Genomic DNA, 21,060 nt, shown 5'->3' with positions numbered 1-21,060 from the left:
TCTGACGGTCAAGTCGATCAGTCGGGAAACTTCTTACAGTGTGTCAAATATCACTGTGATCCAGGTGCTTCCTGGCGAATTCGAGCTGGAGGGCGGTCTGCGCGATCCGCTCCGCCACGACGAGCGAGCCGCCGATGGCGTCGTACGTGTAGACCTCGTGCTCGCGCCCGTGCTCGGCCAGCTTGGCCACGTACTTCTCGATCTGGCGCAGCGGGCAGCGCGTGTCGTTCTCGCCCGCGAGGATCAGCAGCGGGCTCTTGACCTGGTCGACGTAGGTGATGGGGGAGCTGGCCGCGTACTGCTCCGGCTGCTCGTCGGGTGAGCCGCCGAGCAGCGCTCGGTGGTAGGCGCGCAGGCTCTCCGCCTCGTCCTCGTACGAGGTCTGGTGGCAGGCGATCGGCACCGCCGCGATGCCGGCCGCCCACAGCTCCGGCTGGGTGCCGAGGCCGAGCAGTGTGAGATAGCCGCCCCAGGCCGCGCCGGCCAGCACGATCCGGTTCGGGTCGGCGATGCCGCGATCGACCACGACCTGGCGGACGGCGGCCACGTCGGCCAGCTCGATGTGCCCGACGTCGCCGTGCAGCGCGTCGCGCCAGGCGGAGCCGTACCCGGTCGAGCCCCGGTAGTTGACCCGCACCACCGCGAACCCCGCGTCCACCCAGGCCGCGACCTCCGGCGAGAACGCGTCGCGGTCGTGCGCCGTCGGGCCGCCGTGCAGCAGGAAGACGGCCGGGTACGGGGCGACGCCCGTCTCGGGCTTGGAGACCAGCGCGTGGATGCGGCCGCCCTCGCCGTCGACGTCGAGGTCCTCGACGGGGACGCTCGGCGGGGCGGGCGGGCCGCCGGGATTGACCACGACCTGGCCGCTGCTGGAGCGGATGACCGGCGGGCGCGAGGCGCTGGACCAGGAGTACTCGACGTGGCCACCGGGCCGGGGAGACGCCTCCTCGATCACGCCGTGCGGCGTGTCGATGAGCGTCAGGCCGCCGCCCGCGAGGTCGTAGCGGTGCAGGTACGTGCGGGCGCGGTGGTCGCGCAGGATGAGCAGGCCGCGGCCGTCGTCGTACCACTCGGCGTTCAGGTCGCCGGGGTCCCTCAACCAGATCTCGCGCTGCTCGCCGCTCACCGGGTCCCAGACCAGGGGCTCGTGGCGCTGGCGGCGCTCGTGCAGGGCCAGCAGGCGGCGGTCGCCGACGACGGGGGCGAAGTGCAGGCCGGTGACGCCCTTGGTGGGCCCGTCGTACATCTCGGCCACGGTCTCGCCGCTCGGGCGGACGACGCGGAGCGCGGGGTGGCGGAAGTCGCCGTACTCGCCGTGGTTGATCGCGATGAGCGAGCCGTCGAGGGACATGTCGGCCACCCAGGCGGCCTCGCTGTGCTCGTACAGGAGACTCGCCGGGCCGCCGACGCGGACAACATGGATCCTGAACGTGCCCTCGCTGGCCATGCTGATCGCCGCGACGCCCGTCGTGGACAGGGCGAGGCCGCCGGGCTGGCCCGGCGGCAGGTCGGGGGCGACCGGCTCGTTGGGGCCGCCCGCGAACGGCTGGCGCCACCACACGCCGAACTCGTCGCCGGCGGTGTCGGCGAACCAGTAGATCCACTGGCCGGTGGGGTCGATGGCGGCGTACGCGGTGCCCTTCGGGCGGTCGGTGACCTGGCGGACGGCGCCGCTCACCCGGTCCCAGGCGTAGACCTCCCAGGTGCCGGTGGCGTTGGAGCGATAGATGGAGCGGTTGGGGGCCTGGCGTGCCCAGGACGGCAGCGTCATGCGCGACGCGCGGAACCTGGCCTGCCAGCGTTCCTCCGCCTTCATCCGGTGCGCCCCCTCCCATTGATGTCCCGTGCCTCCGGGCGCGGGATGCCGTCCAGTATTGCGCGTGTTCCGGGGAAAAACTCAGGGAATGTGGGGGAATTTCGGACTAAATGCCCCATCAGTAACACCAGTCCCACATGCCCGTCAAGGAACGGGTCTTGATCGGGGTACGGGCTCGAAGATAGACAGGTGAAACGCTGCGTGCGTTACTACTTTTTGCTGGCTGTTCATGTCATTTCGGGAGATAAATCCCGCTATTCGCCTGTCAAGCTCGGCCGGGTCGGTATGCCACGCACTCGGGCCCATCCCGACCACCTGGGCGATGTCGTCATGCCCCAGCTCCATCTCGAACTCGACCGAACGTCGCTCCACCTCGGCGAAGCCCTCCAGGCTCCGCGCCAGCCTGCGCTCCTTCTCGTCGTCCACGGAGAGCAGCCCGAGCTCCTCGACCAGCGGGCTCAGATGCCGCGCCGCCGGGGTCACGACCACCGCGACGCCGCCGGGCCTCAGGATCCTCCCGAACTCGGGCCCGTTCCTGGGCGCGAACACGTCCATCACCACATCGGCCACCCCATCCCTGATGGGGAGCGGACGCCACACGTCGGCCACGAACGCCCCTGCCCTGGGATGCACCCGCGCCGCCCGGCGTACAGCGTGCTTCGACACATCGAACGCCATCCCGATGCCATCGTTCACCGCGTCCAACACGGCCGCCAGGTAGTGCCCGGTGCCCGTGCCTGCGTCGACGATCAACGGCGCGGCCCTGCCCTCCGCGCGACGATCACCGTCGATTTCCGGCTCGTACGCGGGATCCGTTGATCCAGCGTCGTGACCGGCCTCCACTCCCGCCCCACGGTACGCCCTCAGCCCCGTGCCGTCATTCGTTTCGGTGGAGTACTCACGTTTTGCTGGAACGTTCTTGCTGCACGCGTACTTTCGTACAGTTTCTGCTACCGCGTCGTGCAGTGGCGCGTAGTGGCCCGCGTCGAGAAATTGCGCCCGAGCGGCCACCATCTCGGGGCTGTCGGCCGTTCCCGGGGGTTTGTTGCCGACCAGGAGGCTTACGTAGCCCTGCTTGGCGATGTCGAAGGCGTGCCCTTGGGCGCACCGCAGCGCGCCGGCGTCGAGCCGGAGGGTGGCTCGGCAGACGGGACACGCTAGGTATTCGACGATATCGGCCAGCATGCCGCCCATTCTCGTCCACCACCCCGGGACCCTCCCCACGGGGCGGGGGCTTGGCTCCTGACGTGCGCATCACCACGCCGCCGGGCGTGGAGGGGCGTTGGGCGGTGGCGTGCGTCTTTTGAGGCGCGCGGGGCGGGACATGGCACCGCCGAGCGGAGCGCGCGTCGGGGTGTGGGGGGTCAGGCGGCGGTGGTGGCTTCGAGGAGGAAGGCCGCGTTGGAGGGGGTGGCGCGGAGCTTGTCGACGAGGATCTCGAGCCCCTGCCGCTTCTCCAGGGAGGTGAGCATGCGCCGCAGCCGCCACACCACCTGCCGCTCCTCCGTGTGCAGCAGGATCTCCTCCCGCCGGGTCCCCGAGGCGTCCAGGTCCACGGCCGGGAAGAGCCGCCGCTCCGCGAGCTCGCGGACGAGGTGCAGCTCCATGTTCCCCGTCCCCTTGAACTCCTCGTACAGGTTGTTGTCCATCCGCGACCCCGTGTCCACCAGCGCGGTGGCGAGGATGGTGAGGGAGCCGCCGCCCTCGACGTTGCGGGCGGCGCCGAAGAAGCGCTTGGGCGGGTACAGGGCCCCGGCGTCGATGCCGCCGGTGAGGACCCGGCCGCCGCCGGGCGCCAGGTTGTTGTAGGCCCGCCCCAGCCGCGTCAGCGAGTCGAGCAGCAGCACGACGTCCTGGCCGGACTCGACGAGCCGCTTGGCGCGTTCGATGGCCAGCTCGGCGACGGCGGTGTGGTCGCGGTCGGGGTGGTCGAAGGTGGAGTAGAAGATCTCGCCGGAGATCGTGGCGCGCATCTCGGTGACCTCCTCGGGCCGCTCGCCCACGAGGAGGACCATGAGGTGCACCTCGGGGTGGTTGCGGGTGATCCCGGCGGCCAGCGCCTGCAGGACCATGGTCTTGCCGGCCTTGGGCGGGGCGACGATGAGGCCGCGCTGCCCCTTGCCGATGGGCGCGAAGAGGTCGATGACGCGCGTGCTGAGCGACTCGGTCTCGATGCGGAGCCGCTCGGTCGGATGTACGGGTGTCAGCTCGGCGAACCCGGGCCGGTCGCGCCACTGCGCGGCGCCGTTGACCGAGGTGACGCCGACGAGCTTGTTGCCGGCGAACGACGCGACGACGTGGTCGCCGGGCCGCAGGTCGAACTGCCGTACCTTGTCGGGCGTGAGGCGCACGTCGCCGGGTCCGGGAAGGTGCCCGGCCCGGAGGAACGCGGATTTCTCGCGTACGTCCAGGAGGCCCTCGACCTGGCGGACGGGCACGCCCGCACGCTGCTCAGGAATGTGTACAGACATGGTGAAACCCCTTTGGGGGAATGCGCCGGACCAGCCCGAAAGCGGTCGGGCGCGGTGCGAAAAGAAAGGAAGCCGGGCCCCTCGAGAGAACCGGGGCGAGACTCAGATGAAGATCAGCGGAGCCGAAGCTCGACGCCTGGTGGCAAGATACCACACCATCTGGTCCAGTCAACGCCTAGCCCTCTTGGGCTATTCCCGGACCGTTCTCGGAGTTTCTCCCACGGACGCGGGCAGGCGGGCGTGACAATGTTCTTCTCGGCACCGTACTGCGAGGAAAATTACCGCACCCGGTGTGCCGGAGGGCATAGGGCCCCCGTCGAAGCAGCGCCATCGTGTCAAGTGACATGCAGGACCCCTGCAACTCGGTGAGGGTTCCATAGAACCAACAGAAACTCCTTGGGGGAGCACCCATGAAGACCGTCAACCACTGCCCGCGGTGCCACCACGAGCTCGACGAGGGCCCGATCATGTACAGGTGCGCGCACTGCTGCCGCGCCGTCTACGCGGCCGACATCGAGAACGAGTTCGTTCCGCGACGGCAGCAGGTAGCCGTAGCCGCCTAATCTGGGCGAGTGCCGCATACATCTATGACAGTGTCCGGCGTCGAGGTGACGCCGCTCTGTGACGCCGTAGGTCCCATGGGAGCGGCGATCCGCCGCCCGCTCGCCGAGATGTTCCCCGATTCCGGGCTCCAGGACGAGCCTTGGGTCCTGCACTTCCACTGCTATCTGATCCGCGACGCGGCCGGTCGGCTGACCCTCGTCGACACCGGCATCGGTGACGAAGACTCACCGGCCGCGAGCTGGGCCCCCGTTCCCGGCACCCTGGCCGGCGAGCTGGCCGCCGCGGGCGTCTCGCCCGCCGAGATCGGCACCGTCGTCCTGACGCACCTGCACAGCGACCACGCCGGCGGCGTGGTGGCCGACGGCAGGCCCGCGTTCGAGAACGCCCGGTACGTCCTCCAGCAGGCCGAGGTGGACGCCGCGCAGGGCCTTGTGCTCGACCGGCTCCTCACCCCGATCAAGGGGCAGCTGCACGTCGTCGAGGGCCACGCCGAGGTCTCGCCGGGCGTCCACGTGCATCACGCGCCCGGGCACACGCCGGGCCACCAGATCGCCAGGGTCGGCGACGTGGCCATGACCGGCGACCTCGTGCTCCACCCGGTGCAGCTCGACGACCCGGCCATCCGGTACGCCTACGACGACGATCAGGAGGCGGCCGCGCGCACGCGGGCGGAGGTGCTCGCGGCGCTCAGGGCCGAGCGCGCGATTCTCGCGACCGCTCACTTCGGCGAGCCGTTCCTGCGTTTGTGACGTTTCCCAGGCACGATGTGTAATCATGAAGATACGCATTGTGACTGGTGCCGCACTCGGCGCCGCTCTGGTCGTCCCGTCGGCGGCGTGGGCGGCGCCCACGCCTGATCTGTCCGGAGCCGCCGTCTACGCGGCGGCAGGCAACCAGCTCAGCCGATACACGGCCGCCGGCGAGTGGCACCCGCTCGCCAGCTTCGGCGCCACGCAGTTCGCCGCGTCGCCCGACGGCACGAAGGCCGCCTGGATCACTGAGAGCGGCAACCTCAACATCAGGCAGCGCGGCAAGACCAGCACGATCGTCAGCGGTCTCCAGGGCAGTACGCCGTGCCTCACCCCGGTCTGGTCCGCCGACTCGACCAAGGTGGCCTACCCGAGCGCGAACGGCACGATCAACGCCGTCCGGGCCGACGGCAGCAACGCCCCGCACAAGCTGGGCGTGTCCAAGGGCGTCTGCCACCTCGCCTGGGCGGGGAACGGGCGCTATCTCGCCGGCTACACCAGCACCGGCGACGCCCTCTACCGGCTCGACACCAAGACGGGCAAGACCGCCATGGTCAAGAACGTCAAGTCCATCAACCACGTGCAGAGCCTGTCGCCCGACGGCAGCAAGGCGGTCGTGGCGTTCCCGGAGGGCACGCAGACGTCCGGCACCAGGACCTGGCCCACCACGTTCAAGCCGGTCATCGTCGAGGTCCCGACGGGCAAGAGGCTGAAGCTGCCGACCAAGGGCAACGCGATCGGCGCGTACTACCTGCCGGACGGCCGTCTCGTGATGCGGATGGCCGCCGCGCCCGCGCAGCCGGGGCACGCGGGCGGCCACACGGCCGCCCACGCGGCCGGCCACGCCCACAACACGCTGGTCGTGTTCGACAGCGCGGGCAACGAGATCCAGCGGCTGGCCGAGCCGGCCAAGGCCAAGAACCAGGCGCTGCTCCAGGTCGTGTCGTAAGGGCTACCGCCCGCTCATGACCGGCTGATCGGCCAGGAGCGACGAGGGCAGGGAGGCCATCGCGGTCAGGCCGCCGTACGGGGAGGGCGCGAGAGTGACCTTGATGCCGTGTCTGGCCGCGAGCCTGCTCACCACGAACAGGCCGAGCCGGTCGCTCTGCGCCAGGTCGAACTCCGGCATCTTCGCCAGCCGCTCGTTGAGCTCGTCCAGCTCGGCCCTGACCAGGCCGAGACCGCGGTCCTCGACCTCGATCATCAGACCGTGCGGGGTGGTCGAGGTCCGCAGGTCCACCCTGGTCTGGGGCGGCGAGAAGAGGGTGGCGTTCTCGATCAGCTCGGCCATCAGGTGGGCCACGTCCGTGACCACCGCGCCGTGCAGCGCGACCGGCGGCGGCTGGAGGATCTCGACCCGCTCGTACTCCTCGACCTCCGCGACGGCCGCGCGCAGCACGTCGAGGATCGGCACCGGGTTGCGCCAGCCGCGCCCGGGCGCCTGGTCCGACAGGATGATGAGGCTCTCGGCGTGCCTGCGCATGCGCGTGGTGAGGTGGTCGAGCTTGAACAGGTCCGCCAGGGCCTCGGGCTCCTCCGTCGCCCGCTCCATGCTGTCGAGCTGGAGCAGCTGCCGGTGCAGCAGCGACTGGTTGCGCCTGGCCAGGTTCACGAAGACCTGGCTGACGCCGTGCCGGAGCCGGGCCTGGCTCACCGCGGCCGCGACGGCCGTGGACTGCACGTCGTTGAACGCCTGGACGATGTCGCTCACCTCGGAGGTGCGGGACTTGACCTCGATCGGGGCGACCTCGTCGGCGGTGGGCGGGGCCGTGTTCGTGCGCAGCCGCTTGACCAGGCCGGACAGCCGCACCTCGGCCAGCTCCGTGGCGGCGTCGCGGAGCCCGGCCAGCTCGCGCACCAGCCGCTTGCGGAAGCGCAGCGAGAGCATGATCGACGCGATGACGGCGATCAGGCCGACGCCGCCCGCGACCCCGATCTTGATCAGCATGCCGATGGCCGCCGGCGTCACCCGGCTCACGAGGCTCTTGACGGCGAGGGCCTGGTCGCGCTCGACCGCCGCCCACAGGTTCTGGCCGTCGACGGGCCAGGTGGCGGCCGTGACGGGCAGGCCGTTCGTGGCCGCCTGGCCCCGGATGGCGTCCTCGGCGTCCAGGAACTCCTTGTAGACCGGTGACTCGGCCAGCCGCGCGTACGGGCCGCGCAGGTCGCGGTCGAGGTGCGAGAGCGCCTGCGAGAACAGCAGCCGCCTGGTGGCCACCATCCCCGTGAACGCCTCGTGCTCCGCGGGCTCGACCCGGCCCTTGGCCAGCACGACCGCGACCATGGCCCGCTCCCTGGACAGCACGTCCTTGGCCTCGCCCAGCATGGTCACCGCCCTGGCCTGCTTGTAGAGGGCCATGTCGGGCACCAGCACCATGGCGTCGTACATGCGGAAGGACGCGTCCACGATCTGGCTGTAGCCGTCGATCACGTCGAGCGGCGCCACGGTCGTGCCGTCCACCTCGCGGCGGACCTCCGCGAGCTGGCCGAGCTTGGTGTTCAGCGCGACGAGCTGCGCGGTCATCTCGGGTGACAGGTCACGCTGGTTCTTGGCGAGCGTACGGAACGCGGTCACGGCCTGGTCCGTCTCGCCGCGCTGCTTGGCCATCTTGGCGGCGCCCTGCCCGCTGACCAGGAACTCCACGGAGACCAGCCGCTCGTCCTGCAGCTCGATGTTGACGCGCTCGGACGGGTCGGCCAGGTTGGTCGCCAAGTCCTTGATCGACAGCAGGCGCATGCCATCGCCGCCGGTCAGGCCCGCGGCGAACGCCCACAGGCCCACGAGGGACAGCAGCGGGACGAACAGGAGGACGAGAAGTTTCACGGCGATGGGGCGGCCACGCGTGGGGGGCATGCGACCTCCGGGTGCAAGATGAGATCGCCTCGCAGAGTACACCCCCCTTTGGAAGGATTTCTGTGCGTCTTCCGCGTTCTTTCTCCGGCTGGACCATCGCGGTCTTCGGATTCCTCGCCTTCGCGCTCGGCCTGCTCGGGTTGGTCTCACCCGACTCGCTGCTGGCCATGCTGGGTTTCGAGGTGCTCGACGTCCGTCCCGCCGGGGACTACACGCTGGTCTATATGGCCGCCTCGTCGATGGCGGCGGTGAACATGGGCGTTTATTACGTTTTTGCGGCTTCTCACGACTACACGCCGTTTTTTCGGTGGACGGTGCCGTTCAGGCTCGTGACGTTCGCGGTCTTCACCACGCTGGTGCTGACCGGGGCCGCGCCGGCCAAGTTCTTCGGCGTCGGGCTCTGGGAAGGGCTCGGCGCGCTCATCACGGGGTTCGCGCTCTGGCGCGAGGGCAAGCTGGTGCCCTCGCGCCAGTGACTCACGGCCTGGCCTCCTCCGAGTCGCGCGCGACCAGTCGGTCGCCCGGCTCGGGGGAGTGCCGCAGGCGCTTCTCCAGCTCGCGTTTCTCGTCCTCCAGCCGGGCCACCCGGTCCGAGGCCTCGGCCCTGGCGCCCTGCAACCGGCGGCGGCGCCTGGCGGACCTGCGCGAGCCCGAGCCGATCAGCCAGAGGCCCAGCGCCAGGACGGCCATGGCCGCCGCCCCGGCGAGGAACATCTCCACCTGATTGGGCTCGAAGGTGTACCCGAACAGGATGTACCTGGCGCTCTCCTCGGTGAGGACGAGGGCCACGGCGCTGCCGGCGAGGAGGACCAAGAGCACTCCAAGCAGAATCATCCAACTCACCCCTTGTCGTAAGAGCCCGTTTCCACTGCCCTGTCGGGGATGAGGTATGCACCAAGATTGCCATCATGAGACCCGAGCCGGGGCAGGTGCTCCACTTCTCCGAGGACCCGACGATCGAGCGGTTCGTCCCGCACGTGGCGCCGACCTCGATCTTGACGGAGTCGTACGTGTGGGCCGTCGATCGCGACCGCTGCCCCGACTACTGGTTCCCGCGCGCCTGCCCGCGGGCCATGGCCTGGGTCGGGCCGCGCACCACCGAGGAGGACACGGCCCGGATCGTCGGCGCGGGGTGCGGCGATCGCGTGCACGCCATCGAGTACGGCTGGCTCCAGGCGCTCAAGGACGTCCGGCTGTACGCGTACCGGCTGCCGGCGGACGGCTTCGCGCCCATCGGCGACCCGCCGACCGCCGTGGTGTCCACGGTCACCGTGACGCCGCTCGGCCCGCCGGAACGCGTGGGCGACCTGTTCGAGCTGCACGAGGAGGCGGGGATCCAGCTCAGGGTGCTGCCCAGCCTGTGGCCGTTCTGGGACGAGGTGATCGCCAGCACGCTGGAGTTCAGCGGGATCAGGCTGCGCAACGCCCGTCGATGAGGGCCTGCAGGGTCTCCAGCGGCATCGAGCCGGGCGGCCGCTTCTCCTGCGCGAACGTGTTGGCCTCGCGCCGCAGCACCTCGTTGACCGGGGTGGGCACGCCGTGCAGGCGGCCGAGCAGCACGATCTCGCCGTTGAGGTAGTCGGCCTCGATGGAGCCGCTGCCCCTGGCCAGGCTCTGCCACGACGACCCGCCGCCGCGGACGATGCCCTCGATGGGCCGGACGTCCACCTGGTGGCCGCGCAGGCTCGCCTCTTCCTCCGGCGTGGAGTACGTGATCCCGGCCCGGTCGAGCAGGTCTTTGGCCTCGGTCCTGGCCGCCTCGACGACCTTGTCCCTGCCGGGAACGTGGCCCACGAGCGCCTCCACGGCGTTGCCCAGGTTGCTGAGCAGCTTGCCGTGCTTCCAGCGCATGACGTCGGTCTGGGTCAGGCCCACCAGGCCGTGCTTGCCGAGGTCGCCGGCGATCCGCTCGGCGAGGTCGTCCACACCCTGGGGATAACGTCCGACGTGGAGCAGGCCCGAGTACGGGTGACCATGGGCGGCGACGACGCCGGGCTCCAGATGCTGGGCCGGCAGCCACACGCAGATGCCGTAAACGCGGTCAAACCGCCGCAGGACCATGCGCTCGTTGGCCACGCCGTTCTGGGCGCAGGCCACGGGCAGGTCGGACGGCCAGCCGGCCAGCGCGGAGACGGTGTCCTGGGACTTGGTGGCCAGGATCAGCACGTCGTCGTCACGCGCGGGGACAGGGCCGTCGGCGACGGGGATGTCGAGGGTCTCGGTGGATTCGGGGGTGATCAGGCGCAGGCCGTCACGCTTGAGTGCCTCGTAGTGGGCGCCTCTCGCGACGAGGAGAACGTCGTGCCCGCCTTGGTGGAGGCGGGCACCGATGGTTCCGCCGACTGCTCCGGCCCCGATCACTATGTAGCGCATTGTCCAAGGATGTCACTTTGCGAGGGCGACCTGGGTCTGCGCCGGCACGCCGGCCCCCCGCATACGCTCCCGCATGATCGTCTTGAGCACGCGCCAGCCGTCGCGCACCGCGTTCAGGTTGCTCACGCCGTGGATGCGGGAGCGCTCGTGGCTGGGGACCTCGTGGATGATGAGGCCGGCCTGGGCGGCGCGGACGTTCATCAGGGTCTCGATCTCGAAGCCGTCGCAGTCGAGCTCGAGGGAGTCGAGGTGACGGGCCCAGAAGGCGTTGTAGCCGTAGCAGAGGTCCGTGTAGCGGGTGCCGTAGAGCAGGTTGGTCATCCCGGTGAGGACCTTGTTGCCGAGCGAGCGGATCGGACTGAGGTCGTCCGAGCCGCCACCAGGGGCGTACCTGGAGCCCTTGGCGAAGTCGGCGCCGTTGAGGAGGGTGGAGACGAAGGAGTGGATCTCCCGGCCGTCGGTCGAGCCGTCGGCGTCGATCATGACGATGATGTCGCCGCGGGCGGCCTGGAAGCCCTCGATGAGGGCGTTGCCCTTACCGCGCCGACTCTGCACGACGACCCGGAGGTCGGGGCGCAGCCTGCGCGCTACGGCGATGGTGTCGTCGGTCGAGTTGCCGTCGACCAGGATCACCTCGTCGATCCAGTCGGGCAGCGTCGCGAAGACGTGGGGAAGGTTCTCGGCCTCGTTCATCGCGGGGACGATGACACTGACACTGACGCTGGCGGCGAAAGGCTGCTTGTTCATGGAATCAAGATGACTCCCCACACATGCAAGCCACTTGACACTGCCTTGCATTGGTCCGCCATTTATCGGACCAGCGCCTCCGCGGCCCTCTTGATGATCTCGTCGACGGTCTCCCCGGGGGTCTGGCGCGTGGTGTCCAACCATAGACCAATGCGCGGGGTCTCAGTCCGCAGCGACTCGTCCAGCTGGGCAATCGTCCAGTCGGGGCCGTACCCGACCTTGGGGCGGGCACGTTCGCGGCGATCCACTTCATCCGGATCGGGTGCCAGGACGATTACATGAAGAGGACGAGTATGAATCAATTTCGTAAACCGTTCCAAGTCCGGGCCAAGAATAACGTCCTGGACTATTGGCGTGAATCCGGCATCGAAATACAGGTCCGCGGTGTTCGCCGCTATCCGGTAACGCAGGTGCAGCTGGCGGACCGCCTCGCCGTCGAGGTCGGGGGTCATCTCGGCGCGGCCCCCCACGACCATGCGGCGGAACGTGTCGCCGCGCACGTGGGCGGAGCGCGGCAGGCGCTCCGCCAGCGCCTGCGCCACGGTGGACTTGCCGGCGGCCGAGACGCCGGTGATCAGGACGGCGCCGTTCACGTGCCGACGAGTTTCCGCACCCGGTCGGCGCCGATGGACAGCAGCAGCGTGGGCAGCCTGGGGCCGGTGTCGCGGCCGACCAGCAGCCTGTAGAGCAGGGCGAAGAAGGCCCGCTGCGCCGCCTTCAGCTCGGGCGTCGCCTTGGCGTCGGCCGGCAGGCCCGCCTGGAGCTTCGGCACGCCGTACACGAGCGTGGTGAGGCTGTCCAGCGACCAGTCGTCCAGGCCGTCGGACAGCAGCCGCAGCGACTCGCGCTCGGCCTGGCCGAGCGAGTCGAGCAGCTCCTCGTCCGGCTCCTCGCGCACGCGCGTGCGCTCGCCGGCGGGCACGTGGGCATCGACCCAGCGCTGCGCCCGGTCCAGGCGGGGGCGGGCCTCGTCGAGCGTCTCGATCGCGTCGAGGTCGCGCAGGATCCGCAGGGTCTGCTCGGCGTCGCCGGTCGTGACGTCCACGATGGAGGCCAGCGTCCGGTACGGGACCGGGTGCGGGGTGGCGGGCAGCGGGCCCGCGGCCGTGCCCACCGCCCTCCTGTACGCGGCCAGCTCGGCGGGCTGCCCCTGACCCTCCGCGATCTTGCGGCCCAGGGCGTCCCACTCGTCGTAGAGCCGCTGGATCTCCTGGTCGAAGGCGATCTTGAAGGACTGGGCGGGCTTGCGGCGGGCGTACAACCAGCGCAGCACCGGCGCCTCCATGATCTCCAGCGCGTCGGCGGGAGTCGGCACGTCGCCCTTGGAGCTGCTCATCTTGGCCATGCCGGTGATGCCGACGAACGCGTACATGGGGCCGATCGGCTGCCTGCCGCCGAACACCTCGCCCACGATCTGGTCGCCGACGATCCACGCCGAGCCGGGAGAGTGGTGATCGACCCCCGACGGCTCGAAGACCACGCCCTCGTAGGCCCAGCGCATCGGCCAGTCGACCTTCCAGACGAGCTTGCCGCGGTCGTGCTCGGCCAGGCGCACGGTCTCGCCGAAGCCGCACTCGCAGGTGTAGGCCAGCTCGGTGGTCGCGTCGTCGTACGCGGTGACCGTCGTCAGGTCGCGCTCGCACAGGTCGCAGTACGGCTTGTACGGGAAGTACTCCTCCACCTGCTTCGACCGGTAGCGGGAGAGCACGGCGTCGATCTTCGCGCGCTCGCGCACGGCCAGCAGGATCTGCTCGCGGTAGGCGCCGCGCGTGTACTGCTCGGTCTGGCTGATGCCGCGGTATTCGACTCCCAGCTCCTCCAAGGCCTGGATCATGGGCGCCTTGAAGTGCTCGGCCCAGTTGGCGTACGAGCTCCCGGGAGGGGCGGGCACCGAGGTCAGCGGCTTGCCGATGTGCTCGGCCCACGACGGGTCCACGCCTGCGGGCACCCTGCGGAAGCGGTCGTAGTCGTCCCAGGACAGCAGGTGCACGCACTCGACCCCGCGCCGCCGGATCTCGTCGGCGACCAGGTGGGGGGTCATGACCTCGCGCAGGTTGCCCAGATGGATGGGGCCCGACGGGCTCAGGCCCGAGGCGCAGACGATCGGTTTGCCGGGCGCGCGCCGCTCCGCCTCGATGATGACCTCGTCCGCGAACCTGGAGACCCAGTCGGTCTCGGCACTTTCCGCCATCGCGCCATTCTTGCGGCTCCGCGTCACCCAAGCCAACGCGTTACCATCCAAACCCTCCGTGTCGCCAGTCCCGCACGGCCCGCGCCCCACCGCCGACGAGCGGCGGGGCGGCGGGTGGGCGGGGTCACTAGAGGGTCGCCGCGTGCGGGTCCCAGTCGGCAGGGAGCGGGTCCGGAGCGGTCAAGGTGGAGGTGATGGGCAGGAACTCCCCGCGCTCGCCCGACTCCGAGATGGCGCACATGAGCTCGAGCACGTGGTACGCCAGCTCCCCCGACGCCCGGTGCCCCGTGCCCGCCCGGAGCGACCTGGCCAGGTCGAGCACGCCGATGCCGCGCCCGGCCGTGGTGCCCGACACCGGCAGCTCGCGCCAGTCCGCATCGCGCGGTCCGCGGGCCAGCAGCGGGCCCTCGAAGGTGTTGGGGTCGGGGAGCGACAGCGCGCCCTCGGTGCCGATGATCTCGATCATCCGGCGCGGGACCGGCGAGTCGAAGCTGAACGTGGCCGTCGCCGTCCCCGTCCCCGGGAAGTCGAGCAGCGCGTTGACGTGCGTCGGGACGTCCACGGGGAAGACCAGGCCCTCCTTGGGCCCCGAGCCGACGACGCGGTGCGGCCGCGCCTTGCGGGTGTCGGCCGCCACCCGGGTGACGGGCCCGAGCAGCGACACCAGGGCCGTCAGGTAGTAGGGGCCGAGGTCGAAGAGCGGGCCGCCGCCCGGCTGGTAGAAGAACTCGGGGTTGGGGTGCCAGGACTCCGGCCCCAGGTTCTGGATGGCGGACGTGACGGCGACCGGCTCGCCGATGAGGCCGGAGCTCAGGGCGTGCAGGGCCGACTGGAGCCCGGCGCCCAGGAACGTGTCGGGGGCGCCGCCCACCCGCAGGCCCAGGTTGGCGGCCTCGGCCACGATCTTGGCGGCCTCGTCCACGCTCATGGCCAGCGGCTTCTCGCCGTACACGTGCTTGCCGGCGCGCAGCGACTCCAGCGCGACGGCCGCGTGCGCGGACGGGACGGTGAGGTTGACGACGATCTCGACCTCGGGCACCGCCAGGACGGTGGCGAGGGTGCCCGACACGGGGACGCCGTACTCGGCCGCGACCGCGGCGGCCCGCTCGGTGTCGATGTCCGCGAGGCCGAGCACGCGGACGTCGGGGAAAGAGGTGAGATTTCGGAGGTATTGGCCACTGATGTTCCCGGCGCCGATGAGGGCGACGCCGATGGGGCCGTTGCTCAAGAGCCCTCCAGGGAGGTGAGGTAGGCGTGGCTGTCCGCGAGAGCGGCGAAGATGTCGGTCGCGCACTCGTCGAGCTCGACGATGCGCCAGGCGTCGGGTGCGGCGTCGAGGATCTCGGGCACCGGCATGACCCCGCGGCCCACCGCGGTGTGCGGCTCGCCCTTGACCACCGGGCCGTCCTTGACGTGCAGCGCCAGGACGCGCTCGGAGAGGCGGCCGAGCAGGTCCGGCACGTCCGCGCCGCCCACCGCCGCCCAGTAGGTGTCGATCTCCAGGAACACCTCGGGAGCGAGCAGGTCGGCCAGCGCCTCGATGGCGTGCCGGCCGTCGATCTCGGGCTCGATCTCCCACCAGTGGTTGTGGTAGCCGATCCGCATCCCGTACCGGGCCGCCTGCTCGGCGAAGCCGTTCAGCAGATCGGCCGTGCGCGACAGGCCGTCGCGCGTGGTGAACTCCTCGTGCTCGATGCCGCCGGGGATGATCACCAGGTCGGTGCCGACCGTGGCGATGGCGTCGAAGACCTCCGACGGCTCCTTGCTGAGCAGCGCGTACGCGTGCGTGCTCGACACCGTCAGCCCCAGGTCGTCCACGACCTCGCGGAAGCCCTTGGGGTCCGTCGTGGGGTCGTAGGGCTCAACGGACCGGTAGCCGATCTCCGCGATCCGGCTCAGCACCGTGTCGCGGTCGGCAGCCAGCGCGTCCCTGACGGTGTAGAGCTGGACACTGATGGGTTTCGTCATCCGCGTACCCCCAGGAGGTGCTCGAGTGCGAGCTGGTTGAGCCGGGTGAAGTGGAAGCCGCGGGCGGCGGCCACTTCGGGATCGAAGTCGTCCTTGGCCAGGTCTGCCCAGGTCTCACCCGGCGCAAGCGTAGGCTGGGCGAGCTCGTCCACGCGGGAGGCACTCAGGGCCTCCTGCACCTCGGGGTCGGCGCGGAAGGCCCGCGACTTCTCCTTGAGGATCAGGTAGGTGCGCATGTTCGCGGCCGCCGAGTCCCACACGTCCGAAGCGTCCTCGGTGCGCAGCGGCTTGTAGTCGAAGTGGCGGGGGCCGTCGTAGCCGCCGTTCTCCAGCAGGTCGACCAGGAAGAAGGCGCTCTTGAGGTCGCCGTGGCCGAAGATCAGGTCCTGGTCGTACTTGGGGCCGTGCTGGCCGTTGAGATCGATGTGGAAGAGCTTGCCGTGCCACAGCGCCTGGGCGATGCCGTGCACGAAGTTGAGCCCGGCCATCTGCTCGTGGCCGACCTCGGGGTTGAGGCCCACCATCTCAGGGTGCTCCAGCTCGTTGATCAGCGCCAGGGCGTGGCCGATCGTGGGCAGGAGGATGTCGCCGCGGGGCTCGTTCGGCTTGGGCTCGAGGGCGAAGCGGAGGTCGTAGCCGCGCTCGCGTACGTACGAGCACAGCATGTCCAGGCCCTCCTTGTAGCGGTCGAGCGCGGCCTTGACGTCCTTGGCCGAGTCCGACTCGGAGCCCTCGCGGCCGCCCCAGCACACGTAGGTCTTGGCGCCGAGCGAGGCGGCCAGGTCGATGTTCCTGATCACCTTGCGCAGCGCGTACCGGCGGACGTCGCGGTCGTTGCTGGTGAAGGCGCCGTCCTTGAAGACCGGGTGGGTGAAGAGGTTCGTGGTGGCCATCGGGACCTTCATGCCGGTCTCGTCCAGGGCCTTCCTGAACGCGGCGATGGCCTTGTCCCGGTCGGGCTCGACGGCGAGCAGGTCGTCGTCGTGGAACGTGACGCCGTACGCGCCCAGCTCCGAGAGCTTGTGGACGGTCTCCACCGGGTCGAGCGGCGCCCGCGAGGCGTCGCCGAAGGGGTCGCGCGCCTGCCAGCCGACCGTCCAGAGGCCGAAGGTGAACTGGTCGGTCGGGGTTGGGATGAAATCGGTCATTTGGGGTGCTCCTCGGTTTAGTCCATAATCTGTACATAATCCTGAGGAGGTAGGCATGGCGGCGTCAAGAGGGGTCCGGCATGATTCCATGCGCGCCCGTAACCTGGCCGTAGTCCTGGGCGCCATCCACCGATCAGGACCGCACACCCGGGCCGCGCTCGCCGAGATGACGGGGCTCACCAAGACCACCGTGTCCAGCCTCGTGTCCGACCTGATCGAGGCGGGAGCGGTGGCAGAGGGCGGCGCCGTGCGGGGCGGCGAGCGGGGGCGGCCGGGCGTGGCCGTGAGCCTGAGCGGCGACCGGGTCGCCACGCTGGGGCTGGAGATCAACATCGACTACCTGGCCGCGTGCGTCGTCGATCTGACCCGGGAGGTGCGGCTGCGCCGTACCCGGCCGGCCGACAACCGCAACTCCGACCCCGTGGACATCCTCGGGAGCCTGCGCGACCTGGTGAAGGAGACCACGGCCGAGGCCGAGCTGGCCGGGCTGCGGGTCATCGGCGCCGCCCTGGCCGTGCCCGGGACGGTCGAGGGCGAGGTGCTGCGCAACGCGCCGCATCTGGGCTGGCGGGACGTACGCGTGCCGGACCTCGTCGACCTGCCCTTCGTCATCGACAACGAGGCGAACCTGGCGGCGCTCGGCGAGCTGTGGTTCGGCTCGCGGGAGACGGACTTCCTCTACGTGTCCGGCGAGATCGGCATCGGCGCCGGGCTCGTGGTGGGCGGCACCGTGTTCAGGGGGACGTTCGGGCTGGCGGGCGAGCTCGGCCACGTCGTCGTGGTGCCTGACGGGCCCGCCTGCAGGTGCGGTGGGCGGGGCTGCCTGGAGGTGTACGCCGGTCAGGACGCCCTGCTGGGGGCACTCCCCTCGGTGTCCGAGCTGGTCACGCGGCTGGAGTCGGGGGAGCGCCGGGCGCTGGAGGCGTGCGGGCGGGCCGGGCACGCGCTCGGCGTGGCGCTCACCTCGGCCGTGCACCTGCTCGACCCGGGCCGGATCGTGCTCGGCGGGATCTACGCGCCGCTCTTCCCCTGGCTCGAAGGGCCGGTGGCGGAGGGGCTGGGCACCCGGCTGGGCCACATGCGGGGCACGCCGCCCGCTCTGGTGGTCTCGGGCATCGGCGCGGACGCCGCCGTGCTGGGCGCGGCGGGGCTGATCATCCAGCAGGTCATCGCCGAGCCCGCCCAGATGCTCGGCCTGTAAGGGGCGATCTCTACCATATCGGCATGCTGATCGAAGAGCGGGCCGCCGAGGACGGCGAGCTGACCGAACTGCTCGACGCGGCGTTCGCGGAGCTGGTGGCGCGTTACGGGCCCGAGGGGCGCTCGCATGTCAAGGACGGCGCGAGGTTCCTCGTGGCGTCGGTGGACGGCCGGGCCGTCGGCTGCGGCGCCGTGCAGCCCGTGGACGACCTCACCGGGGAGCTCAAGCGGATGTTCGTGCTGCCCGAGTATCGCGGGCGCGGCATCGCCACGTCGATCCTGGGCGCGCTGGAGGGGCTGGCCTGGGACCTGGGTTACCGGCGGCTGCGGCTGGCGACCGGGCTGCGGCAGCCCGAGGCCATCGCGCTGTACGAGCGGTGCGCGTACCGGCCGATCGAGCCGTACGGGAAGTACGTGGACGCCCCGCTGACCCGCTGCTACGAGAAGCCGCTGGCTCAGTAGTAGCCCTTGGCGCCGTCGAGCAGCTCCCTGACCGTGTCGAGGTGGCCGACGTGCCTGGCGGTCTCCTCGACCATGTGGATCAGGATCCAGCGCAGGGTGGCGGCGTTCGAGCTGAAGCCGGGGAACTCGCCGACGTCGTCGAACGAGTGGGCGGCGACGATCTCGTTGGATACCGCGCACTGCTGCTCGAACTCGTCGAGGAGCCGGGCCAGCGGGACGCCATCGACCCGCATGTCGAGGTCCTCCGCCGTCTCGTCGAACTGCGGGTTGGAGGCCGAGTCGCGGCCCAGGAAGAGGACCTCGAACCAGCAGTGCTCGGTCCAGCGCATGTGGGAGACCAGGCCCGCCACCGTCATGAGCGGCGAGGTCGGCAGGACCGGCCGGTGGGCGTCCTCCTCCGACAGGCCCTCGCATTTCCACCGCACGAGCGCGCGCTGCAGGTCGAGCCAGCCGATGAGCTGGGTACGTTCGTCTGCGACGGCGGGAGGGCGTACGCGCGAGAGGCTCATGGCCGCCGACGCTACTTCAGTGATCGCCCCGCCCGCACCGCTTTTTCCCGGCGGTGGGCGGACCGGAAGGCCCGCCCACCCGCGCCTAGCCGTTGGCCGCGTCCTCCAGGCCCTGGACGTCGATCTTCCCCATGCCCATCATGGCCTTGACGGCGCGCTGCGCCCGCTCCGGGTCGGGGTCGCCGATCAGCTCCTGGAGGCGGCGCGGGATGATCTGCCAGGACAGGCCGTACTTGTCCTTGAGCCAGCCGCACTGCGACTCCTCGCCGCCCTCGGTGAGCCTGGCCCACAGCTCGTCGACCTCCTCCTGCGAGTCGCAGTCGACGTAGAGCGAGACGGCCTCGGTGAACGTGAACTCCGGGCCGCCGTTCAGCGCGATGAACCGCTGCCCGGCCAGCTCGAACGTCACCACCATGGCCGACCCGGTGGGCCCGGGCGTGACCTCGAGGACGCGCGAGTCCTTGAAGAGCGAGGTGTAGAACCCGGCGGCCTCCTCGGCCTGGTCGTGGAACCAGAGGAACGTGGTGATCTTCTGCATGGCGTTTCCTTCCTACGAGGTCTCTCGCCAACGCGTCGAACTCCCCTGGGCCGGATCGACAGACCAGACACCGGATTTTCGCTTTTTTCCGACGCGCCACCCGCAGGCCGCTAACCAGGCGCCGGCGCGGTGCTCTCGCGGATCACCAGGCTGGTCGCCAGCTCGACCCGCGGCGTGTCGGGCTCCTGGCCGTTGATGAGCTGGATCAGCATGCGGGCGGCCATGGCCGCCATGTTGGCCAGGGGCTGGCGCACGGTGGTGAGCGTGGGGGCGATCCACTGCGCGAAGGACAGGTCGTCGAACCCGACCACGCTCAGGTCCTCCGGCACGCGCAGGCCGCGCGCGTGGGCCGCCCGGTACGTCGCCAGCGCCTGGATGTCGTTGCCCGCGAAGACGGCCGTGGGGCGGTCGGGCAGGTCCAGCAGCTCCATGGCGTGATGGTAGGCCGGCTGGTGGCTGTAGTCGCCGTGCCGGATCAGGGCGGGGTCGACCTCGATGCCCACCTGGTCGAGCGCGGCGCGGTAGCCGTCGAGCCGGGCCCGCGAGGTCAGCCGGTGCGCGGGACCGGTGATCATCGCGATCCGCCGGTGGCCGAGCTCGATCAGGTGCCTGGTCGCGGTGAAGCCGCCGTTCCAGCTGGTCGAGCCGACCGACGGCACGTCGGGGCCCTCGTCCACGGACGGCTGCACCACCACGAACGGGATGCCCAGCCGCCGCAGCTCGCGCTCCTGGTCGGCCGAGAGCTCGGAGATGACCAGGATCGCGCCGAGCGAGCCGCGCGTGCCGAGGTCGTCGAGCCACTGGCGGGCCAGGTTGCTCCGCTTGTGCACGGCCGAGACGACCAGGCCCATGCCCTCGGCCTGCAGCGCCTCCTCGGCGCCGCGGATCAGCTCCACCGCCCAGGGGTTGTCCAGCTCGTTGATGACGAACTCGATCAGGCCGCCGGGGTGCTCGTAGCGGCCGGGCAGCGTGTAGCCGTGCTGGCCGAGCAGCCGTTGGACCTTGCCCCTGGTCTTCGCGGAGACATCCGACCTCCCGTGCAGCACCTTGGACACGGTCGAGACCGAGACGCCGGCCTGGGCCGCGATGTCGGCCATCGTGCTCCGCCGCTCCGTCGTGATGTCGTCCACTGTTCACATCCTCCCGCCCCCTAAGTCTGCCGTCTCGAACAAGCCCTTGACGACATCCGATGTTTCGCCTACCTTTCCGGCAGATTGATGTTTCGCAACGTTTCGCAAATGCGCTCCGCCGTACTCCGACCCCACACCCAGGAGGAACGCATGGATCACGCACCCAGCCGCCGCGCGGTGCTCGGCGGCACGATGGCCGGCCTCGCCGTCCCGCTCCTCGGCGGCGCCCCGGCGGCCCGGGCCGGCGCCCCCCCGGCGGGGGGGCCCCACCGGGGCCGCGGGGGGGGGGAAGTACCCCCCCGCAAGGGAGGGCGGGGGGGGGGGGAGCGGGGGGTTGTTT

22 protein-coding genes are annotated in these 21,060 nt (G+C 70.5%); 7 read left to right on the top strand and 15 right to left on the bottom strand.

What is annotated here, in order from left to right:
• Positions 1 to 43: 43 nt before the first annotated feature.
• The 3 genes from ACWDX9_RS36295 to rho form a co-directional block, all read right to left on the bottom strand.
• A complete protein-coding gene (locus tag ACWDX9_RS36295) occupies positions 44 to 1,816 on the bottom strand; it encodes a S9 family peptidase (RefSeq protein WP_449962186.1) in 1,773 nt (590 codons plus the stop codon).
• Positions 1,817 to 1,960: 144 nt separating this feature from the next.
• Positions 1,961 to 3,001, bottom strand: a complete 1,041-nt coding sequence (locus tag ACWDX9_RS36290) for a putative RNA methyltransferase (RefSeq protein ID WP_449962183.1) — start codon at positions 2,999 to 3,001, stop codon at positions 1,961 to 1,963.
• A 179-nt stretch (positions 3,002 to 3,180) separates the two neighbouring features.
• On the bottom strand, positions 3,181 to 4,287 hold the full coding sequence (rho, locus tag ACWDX9_RS36285; RefSeq protein WP_449962180.1) for a transcription termination factor Rho: 1,107 nt from the start codon (positions 4,285 to 4,287) through the stop codon (positions 3,181 to 3,183).
• A gap of 410 nt (positions 4,288 to 4,697) precedes the next feature.
• Here rho and ACWDX9_RS36280 point away from each other — a divergent pair, with 410 nt between their 5' ends.
• From ACWDX9_RS36280 to ACWDX9_RS36270, 3 genes are read left to right on the top strand one after another with little or no spacing between them, the layout of a single operon-like run.
• Positions 4,698 to 4,850 (top strand): hypothetical protein, encoded by a 153-nt coding sequence (locus ACWDX9_RS36280; protein ID WP_350732635.1) that lies wholly within the window; start codon positions 4,698 to 4,700, stop codon positions 4,848 to 4,850.
• A gap of 24 nt (positions 4,851 to 4,874) precedes the next feature.
• Positions 4,875 to 5,600, top strand: a complete 726-nt coding sequence (locus ACWDX9_RS36275; protein WP_449962177.1) for an MBL fold metallo-hydrolase — start codon at positions 4,875 to 4,877, stop codon at positions 5,598 to 5,600.
• A gap of 25 nt (positions 5,601 to 5,625) precedes the next feature.
• Positions 5,626 to 6,549, top strand: coding sequence for a hypothetical protein (locus tag ACWDX9_RS36270; protein WP_449962176.1), 924 nt, complete (start codon positions 5,626 to 5,628; stop codon positions 6,547 to 6,549).
• Between the two features lie 3 nt (positions 6,550 to 6,552).
• On the opposite strand, the gene ACWDX9_RS36265 is transcribed toward ACWDX9_RS36270, so the two are convergent.
• Positions 6,553 to 8,454 (bottom strand): sensor histidine kinase, encoded by a 1,902-nt coding sequence (locus ACWDX9_RS36265; RefSeq protein WP_449962173.1) that lies wholly within the window; start codon positions 8,452 to 8,454, stop codon positions 6,553 to 6,555.
• Positions 8,455 to 8,516: 62 nt separating this feature from the next.
• Here ACWDX9_RS36265 and ACWDX9_RS36260 point away from each other — a divergent pair, with 62 nt between their 5' ends.
• On the top strand, positions 8,517 to 8,930 hold the full coding sequence (locus ACWDX9_RS36260) for a hypothetical protein (RefSeq protein ID WP_313044104.1): 414 nt from the start codon (positions 8,517 to 8,519) through the stop codon (positions 8,928 to 8,930).
• 1 nt (position 8,931) lies between these two features.
• Here the strand turns inward: ACWDX9_RS36260 and ACWDX9_RS36255 are convergent, their stop codons facing one another.
• Positions 8,932 to 9,288 (bottom strand): hypothetical protein, encoded by a 357-nt coding sequence (locus ACWDX9_RS36255; RefSeq protein ID WP_350732641.1) that lies wholly within the window; start codon positions 9,286 to 9,288, stop codon positions 8,932 to 8,934.
• Between the two features lie 74 nt (positions 9,289 to 9,362).
• Between ACWDX9_RS36255 and ACWDX9_RS36250 the strand changes: the two genes are divergently transcribed.
• Positions 9,363 to 9,890, top strand: coding sequence for a DUF6886 family protein (locus ACWDX9_RS36250; RefSeq protein ID WP_449962170.1), 528 nt, complete (start codon positions 9,363 to 9,365; stop codon positions 9,888 to 9,890).
• On the opposite strand, the gene ACWDX9_RS36245 is transcribed toward ACWDX9_RS36250, so the two are convergent.
• The 7 genes from ACWDX9_RS36245 to xylA form a co-directional block, all read right to left on the bottom strand.
• Positions 9,865 to 10,827, bottom strand: coding sequence for a ketopantoate reductase family protein (locus tag ACWDX9_RS36245; protein WP_449962167.1), 963 nt, complete (start codon positions 10,825 to 10,827; stop codon positions 9,865 to 9,867). The genes ACWDX9_RS36250 and ACWDX9_RS36245 overlap by 26 nt on opposite strands.
• 12 nt (positions 10,828 to 10,839) lie before the next feature.
• Positions 10,840 to 11,574 (bottom strand): glycosyltransferase family 2 protein, encoded by a 735-nt coding sequence (locus ACWDX9_RS36240; protein WP_449962165.1) that lies wholly within the window; start codon positions 11,572 to 11,574, stop codon positions 10,840 to 10,842.
• A 62-nt stretch (positions 11,575 to 11,636) separates the two neighbouring features.
• Positions 11,637 to 12,167: an AAA family ATPase gene (locus tag ACWDX9_RS36235; RefSeq protein WP_449962162.1), complete on the bottom strand. Its 531-nt coding sequence runs from the start codon at positions 12,165 to 12,167 to the stop codon at positions 11,637 to 11,639.
• On the bottom strand, positions 12,164 to 13,765 hold the full coding sequence (gene lysS, locus ACWDX9_RS36230; protein WP_449962160.1) for a lysine--tRNA ligase: 1,602 nt from the start codon (positions 13,763 to 13,765) through the stop codon (positions 12,164 to 12,166). Before lysS ends, ACWDX9_RS36235 begins: the two co-directional genes overlap by 4 nt.
• Before the next feature lie 127 nt (positions 13,766 to 13,892).
• Entirely contained in the window at positions 13,893 to 14,993 is a 1,101-nt protein-coding gene (locus ACWDX9_RS36225; RefSeq protein WP_449962157.1) for a Gfo/Idh/MocA family protein, read from the bottom strand.
• Entirely contained in the window at positions 14,990 to 15,733 is a 744-nt protein-coding gene (locus ACWDX9_RS36220) for a sugar phosphate isomerase/epimerase family protein (protein ID WP_449962154.1), read from the bottom strand. Before ACWDX9_RS36220 ends, ACWDX9_RS36225 begins: the two co-directional genes overlap by 4 nt.
• Positions 15,730 to 16,881, bottom strand: a complete 1,152-nt coding sequence (xylA, locus tag ACWDX9_RS36215) for a xylose isomerase (RefSeq protein ID WP_449962151.1) — start codon at positions 16,879 to 16,881, stop codon at positions 15,730 to 15,732. Before xylA ends, ACWDX9_RS36220 begins: the two co-directional genes overlap by 4 nt.
• Before the next feature lie 88 nt (positions 16,882 to 16,969).
• Here xylA and ACWDX9_RS36210 point away from each other — a divergent pair, with 88 nt between their 5' ends.
• Positions 16,970 to 18,082: an ROK family protein gene (locus ACWDX9_RS36210; RefSeq protein ID WP_449962148.1), complete on the top strand. Its 1,113-nt coding sequence runs from the start codon at positions 16,970 to 16,972 to the stop codon at positions 18,080 to 18,082.
• A gap of 23 nt (positions 18,083 to 18,105) precedes the next feature.
• Complete coding sequence (locus ACWDX9_RS36205; RefSeq protein ID WP_449962146.1) at positions 18,106 to 18,543, top strand: GNAT family N-acetyltransferase; 438 nt, start codon at positions 18,106 to 18,108, stop codon at positions 18,541 to 18,543.
• Here the strand turns inward: ACWDX9_RS36205 and ACWDX9_RS36200 are convergent.
• The 3 genes from ACWDX9_RS36200 to ACWDX9_RS36190 form a co-directional block, all read right to left on the bottom strand.
• Positions 18,537 to 19,052 carry a DinB family protein gene (locus ACWDX9_RS36200; protein ID WP_449962143.1) on the bottom strand — a complete coding sequence of 172 codons (516 nt, stop codon included), beginning with the start codon at positions 19,050 to 19,052 and terminating at the stop codon, positions 18,537 to 18,539. The genes ACWDX9_RS36205 and ACWDX9_RS36200 overlap by 7 nt on opposite strands.
• Positions 19,053 to 19,137: 85 nt before the next feature.
• Positions 19,138 to 19,590, bottom strand: coding sequence for a VOC family protein (locus tag ACWDX9_RS36195; protein ID WP_449962141.1), 453 nt, complete (start codon positions 19,588 to 19,590; stop codon positions 19,138 to 19,140).
• A gap of 110 nt (positions 19,591 to 19,700) precedes the next feature.
• The gene (locus ACWDX9_RS36190) at positions 19,701 to 20,687 is read right to left on the bottom strand and encodes a LacI family DNA-binding transcriptional regulator (RefSeq protein ID WP_449962197.1); all 987 of its coding nucleotides are present in this window, start codon (positions 20,685 to 20,687) and stop codon (positions 19,701 to 19,703) included.
• Between the last annotated feature and the right edge of the window lie 373 nt (positions 20,688 to 21,060).

It is taken from the genome of Nonomuraea sp. NPDC003201 (assembly GCF_053590415.1).
The sequence above is the reverse complement of the archived record's forward strand: the minus strand, read 5'-3'. Positions and strand labels throughout refer to the sequence as shown.

Coding starts and splice junctions, on each gene's coding strand:
- ACWDX9_RS36295 (WP_449962186.1), bottom strand. CDS start 1,816: ATGAAGGCGGAGGAACGCTGGCAGGCCAGGTTCCGCGCGTCGCGCATG.
- ACWDX9_RS36210 (WP_449962148.1), top strand. CDS start 16,970: ATGCGCGCCCGTAACCTGGCCGTAGTCCTGGGCGCCATCCACCGATCA.
- ACWDX9_RS36265 (WP_449962173.1), bottom strand. CDS start 8,454: ATGCCCCCCACGCGTGGCCGCCCCATCGCCGTGAAACTTCTCGTCCTC.
- lysS (WP_449962160.1), bottom strand. CDS start 13,765: ATGGCGGAAAGTGCCGAGACCGACTGGGTCTCCAGGTTCGCGGACGAG.
- ACWDX9_RS36205 (WP_449962146.1), top strand. CDS start 18,106: ATGCTGATCGAAGAGCGGGCCGCCGAGGACGGCGAGCTGACCGAACTG.
- rho (WP_449962180.1), bottom strand. CDS start 4,287: ATGTCTGTACACATTCCTGAGCAGCGTGCGGGCGTGCCCGTCCGCCAG.
- xylA (WP_449962151.1), bottom strand. CDS start 16,881: ATGACCGATTTCATCCCAACCCCGACCGACCAGTTCACCTTCGGCCTC.
- ACWDX9_RS36245 (WP_449962167.1), bottom strand. CDS start 10,827: ATGCGCTACATAGTGATCGGGGCCGGAGCAGTCGGCGGAACCATCGGT.
- ACWDX9_RS36290 (WP_449962183.1), bottom strand. CDS start 3,001: ATGCTGGCCGATATCGTCGAATACCTAGCGTGTCCCGTCTGCCGAGCC.
- ACWDX9_RS36270 (WP_449962176.1), top strand. CDS start 5,626: ATGAAGATACGCATTGTGACTGGTGCCGCACTCGGCGCCGCTCTGGTC.
- ACWDX9_RS36280 (WP_350732635.1), top strand. CDS start 4,698: ATGAAGACCGTCAACCACTGCCCGCGGTGCCACCACGAGCTCGACGAG.
- ACWDX9_RS36275 (WP_449962177.1), top strand. CDS start 4,875: ATGACAGTGTCCGGCGTCGAGGTGACGCCGCTCTGTGACGCCGTAGGT.
- ACWDX9_RS36190 (WP_449962197.1), bottom strand. CDS start 20,687: ATGGCCGACATCGCGGCCCAGGCCGGCGTCTCGGTCTCGACCGTGTCC.
- ACWDX9_RS36240 (WP_449962165.1), bottom strand. CDS start 11,574: ATGAACAAGCAGCCTTTCGCCGCCAGCGTCAGTGTCAGTGTCATCGTC.
- ACWDX9_RS36250 (WP_449962170.1), top strand. CDS start 9,363: ATGAGACCCGAGCCGGGGCAGGTGCTCCACTTCTCCGAGGACCCGACG.
- ACWDX9_RS36195 (WP_449962141.1), bottom strand. CDS start 19,590: ATGCAGAAGATCACCACGTTCCTCTGGTTCCACGACCAGGCCGAGGAG.
- ACWDX9_RS36200 (WP_449962143.1), bottom strand. CDS start 19,052: ATGAGCCTCTCGCGCGTACGCCCTCCCGCCGTCGCAGACGAACGTACC.
- ACWDX9_RS36255 (WP_350732641.1), bottom strand. CDS start 9,288: ATGATTCTGCTTGGAGTGCTCTTGGTCCTCCTCGCCGGCAGCGCCGTG.
- ACWDX9_RS36220 (WP_449962154.1), bottom strand. CDS start 15,733: ATGACGAAACCCATCAGTGTCCAGCTCTACACCGTCAGGGACGCGCTG.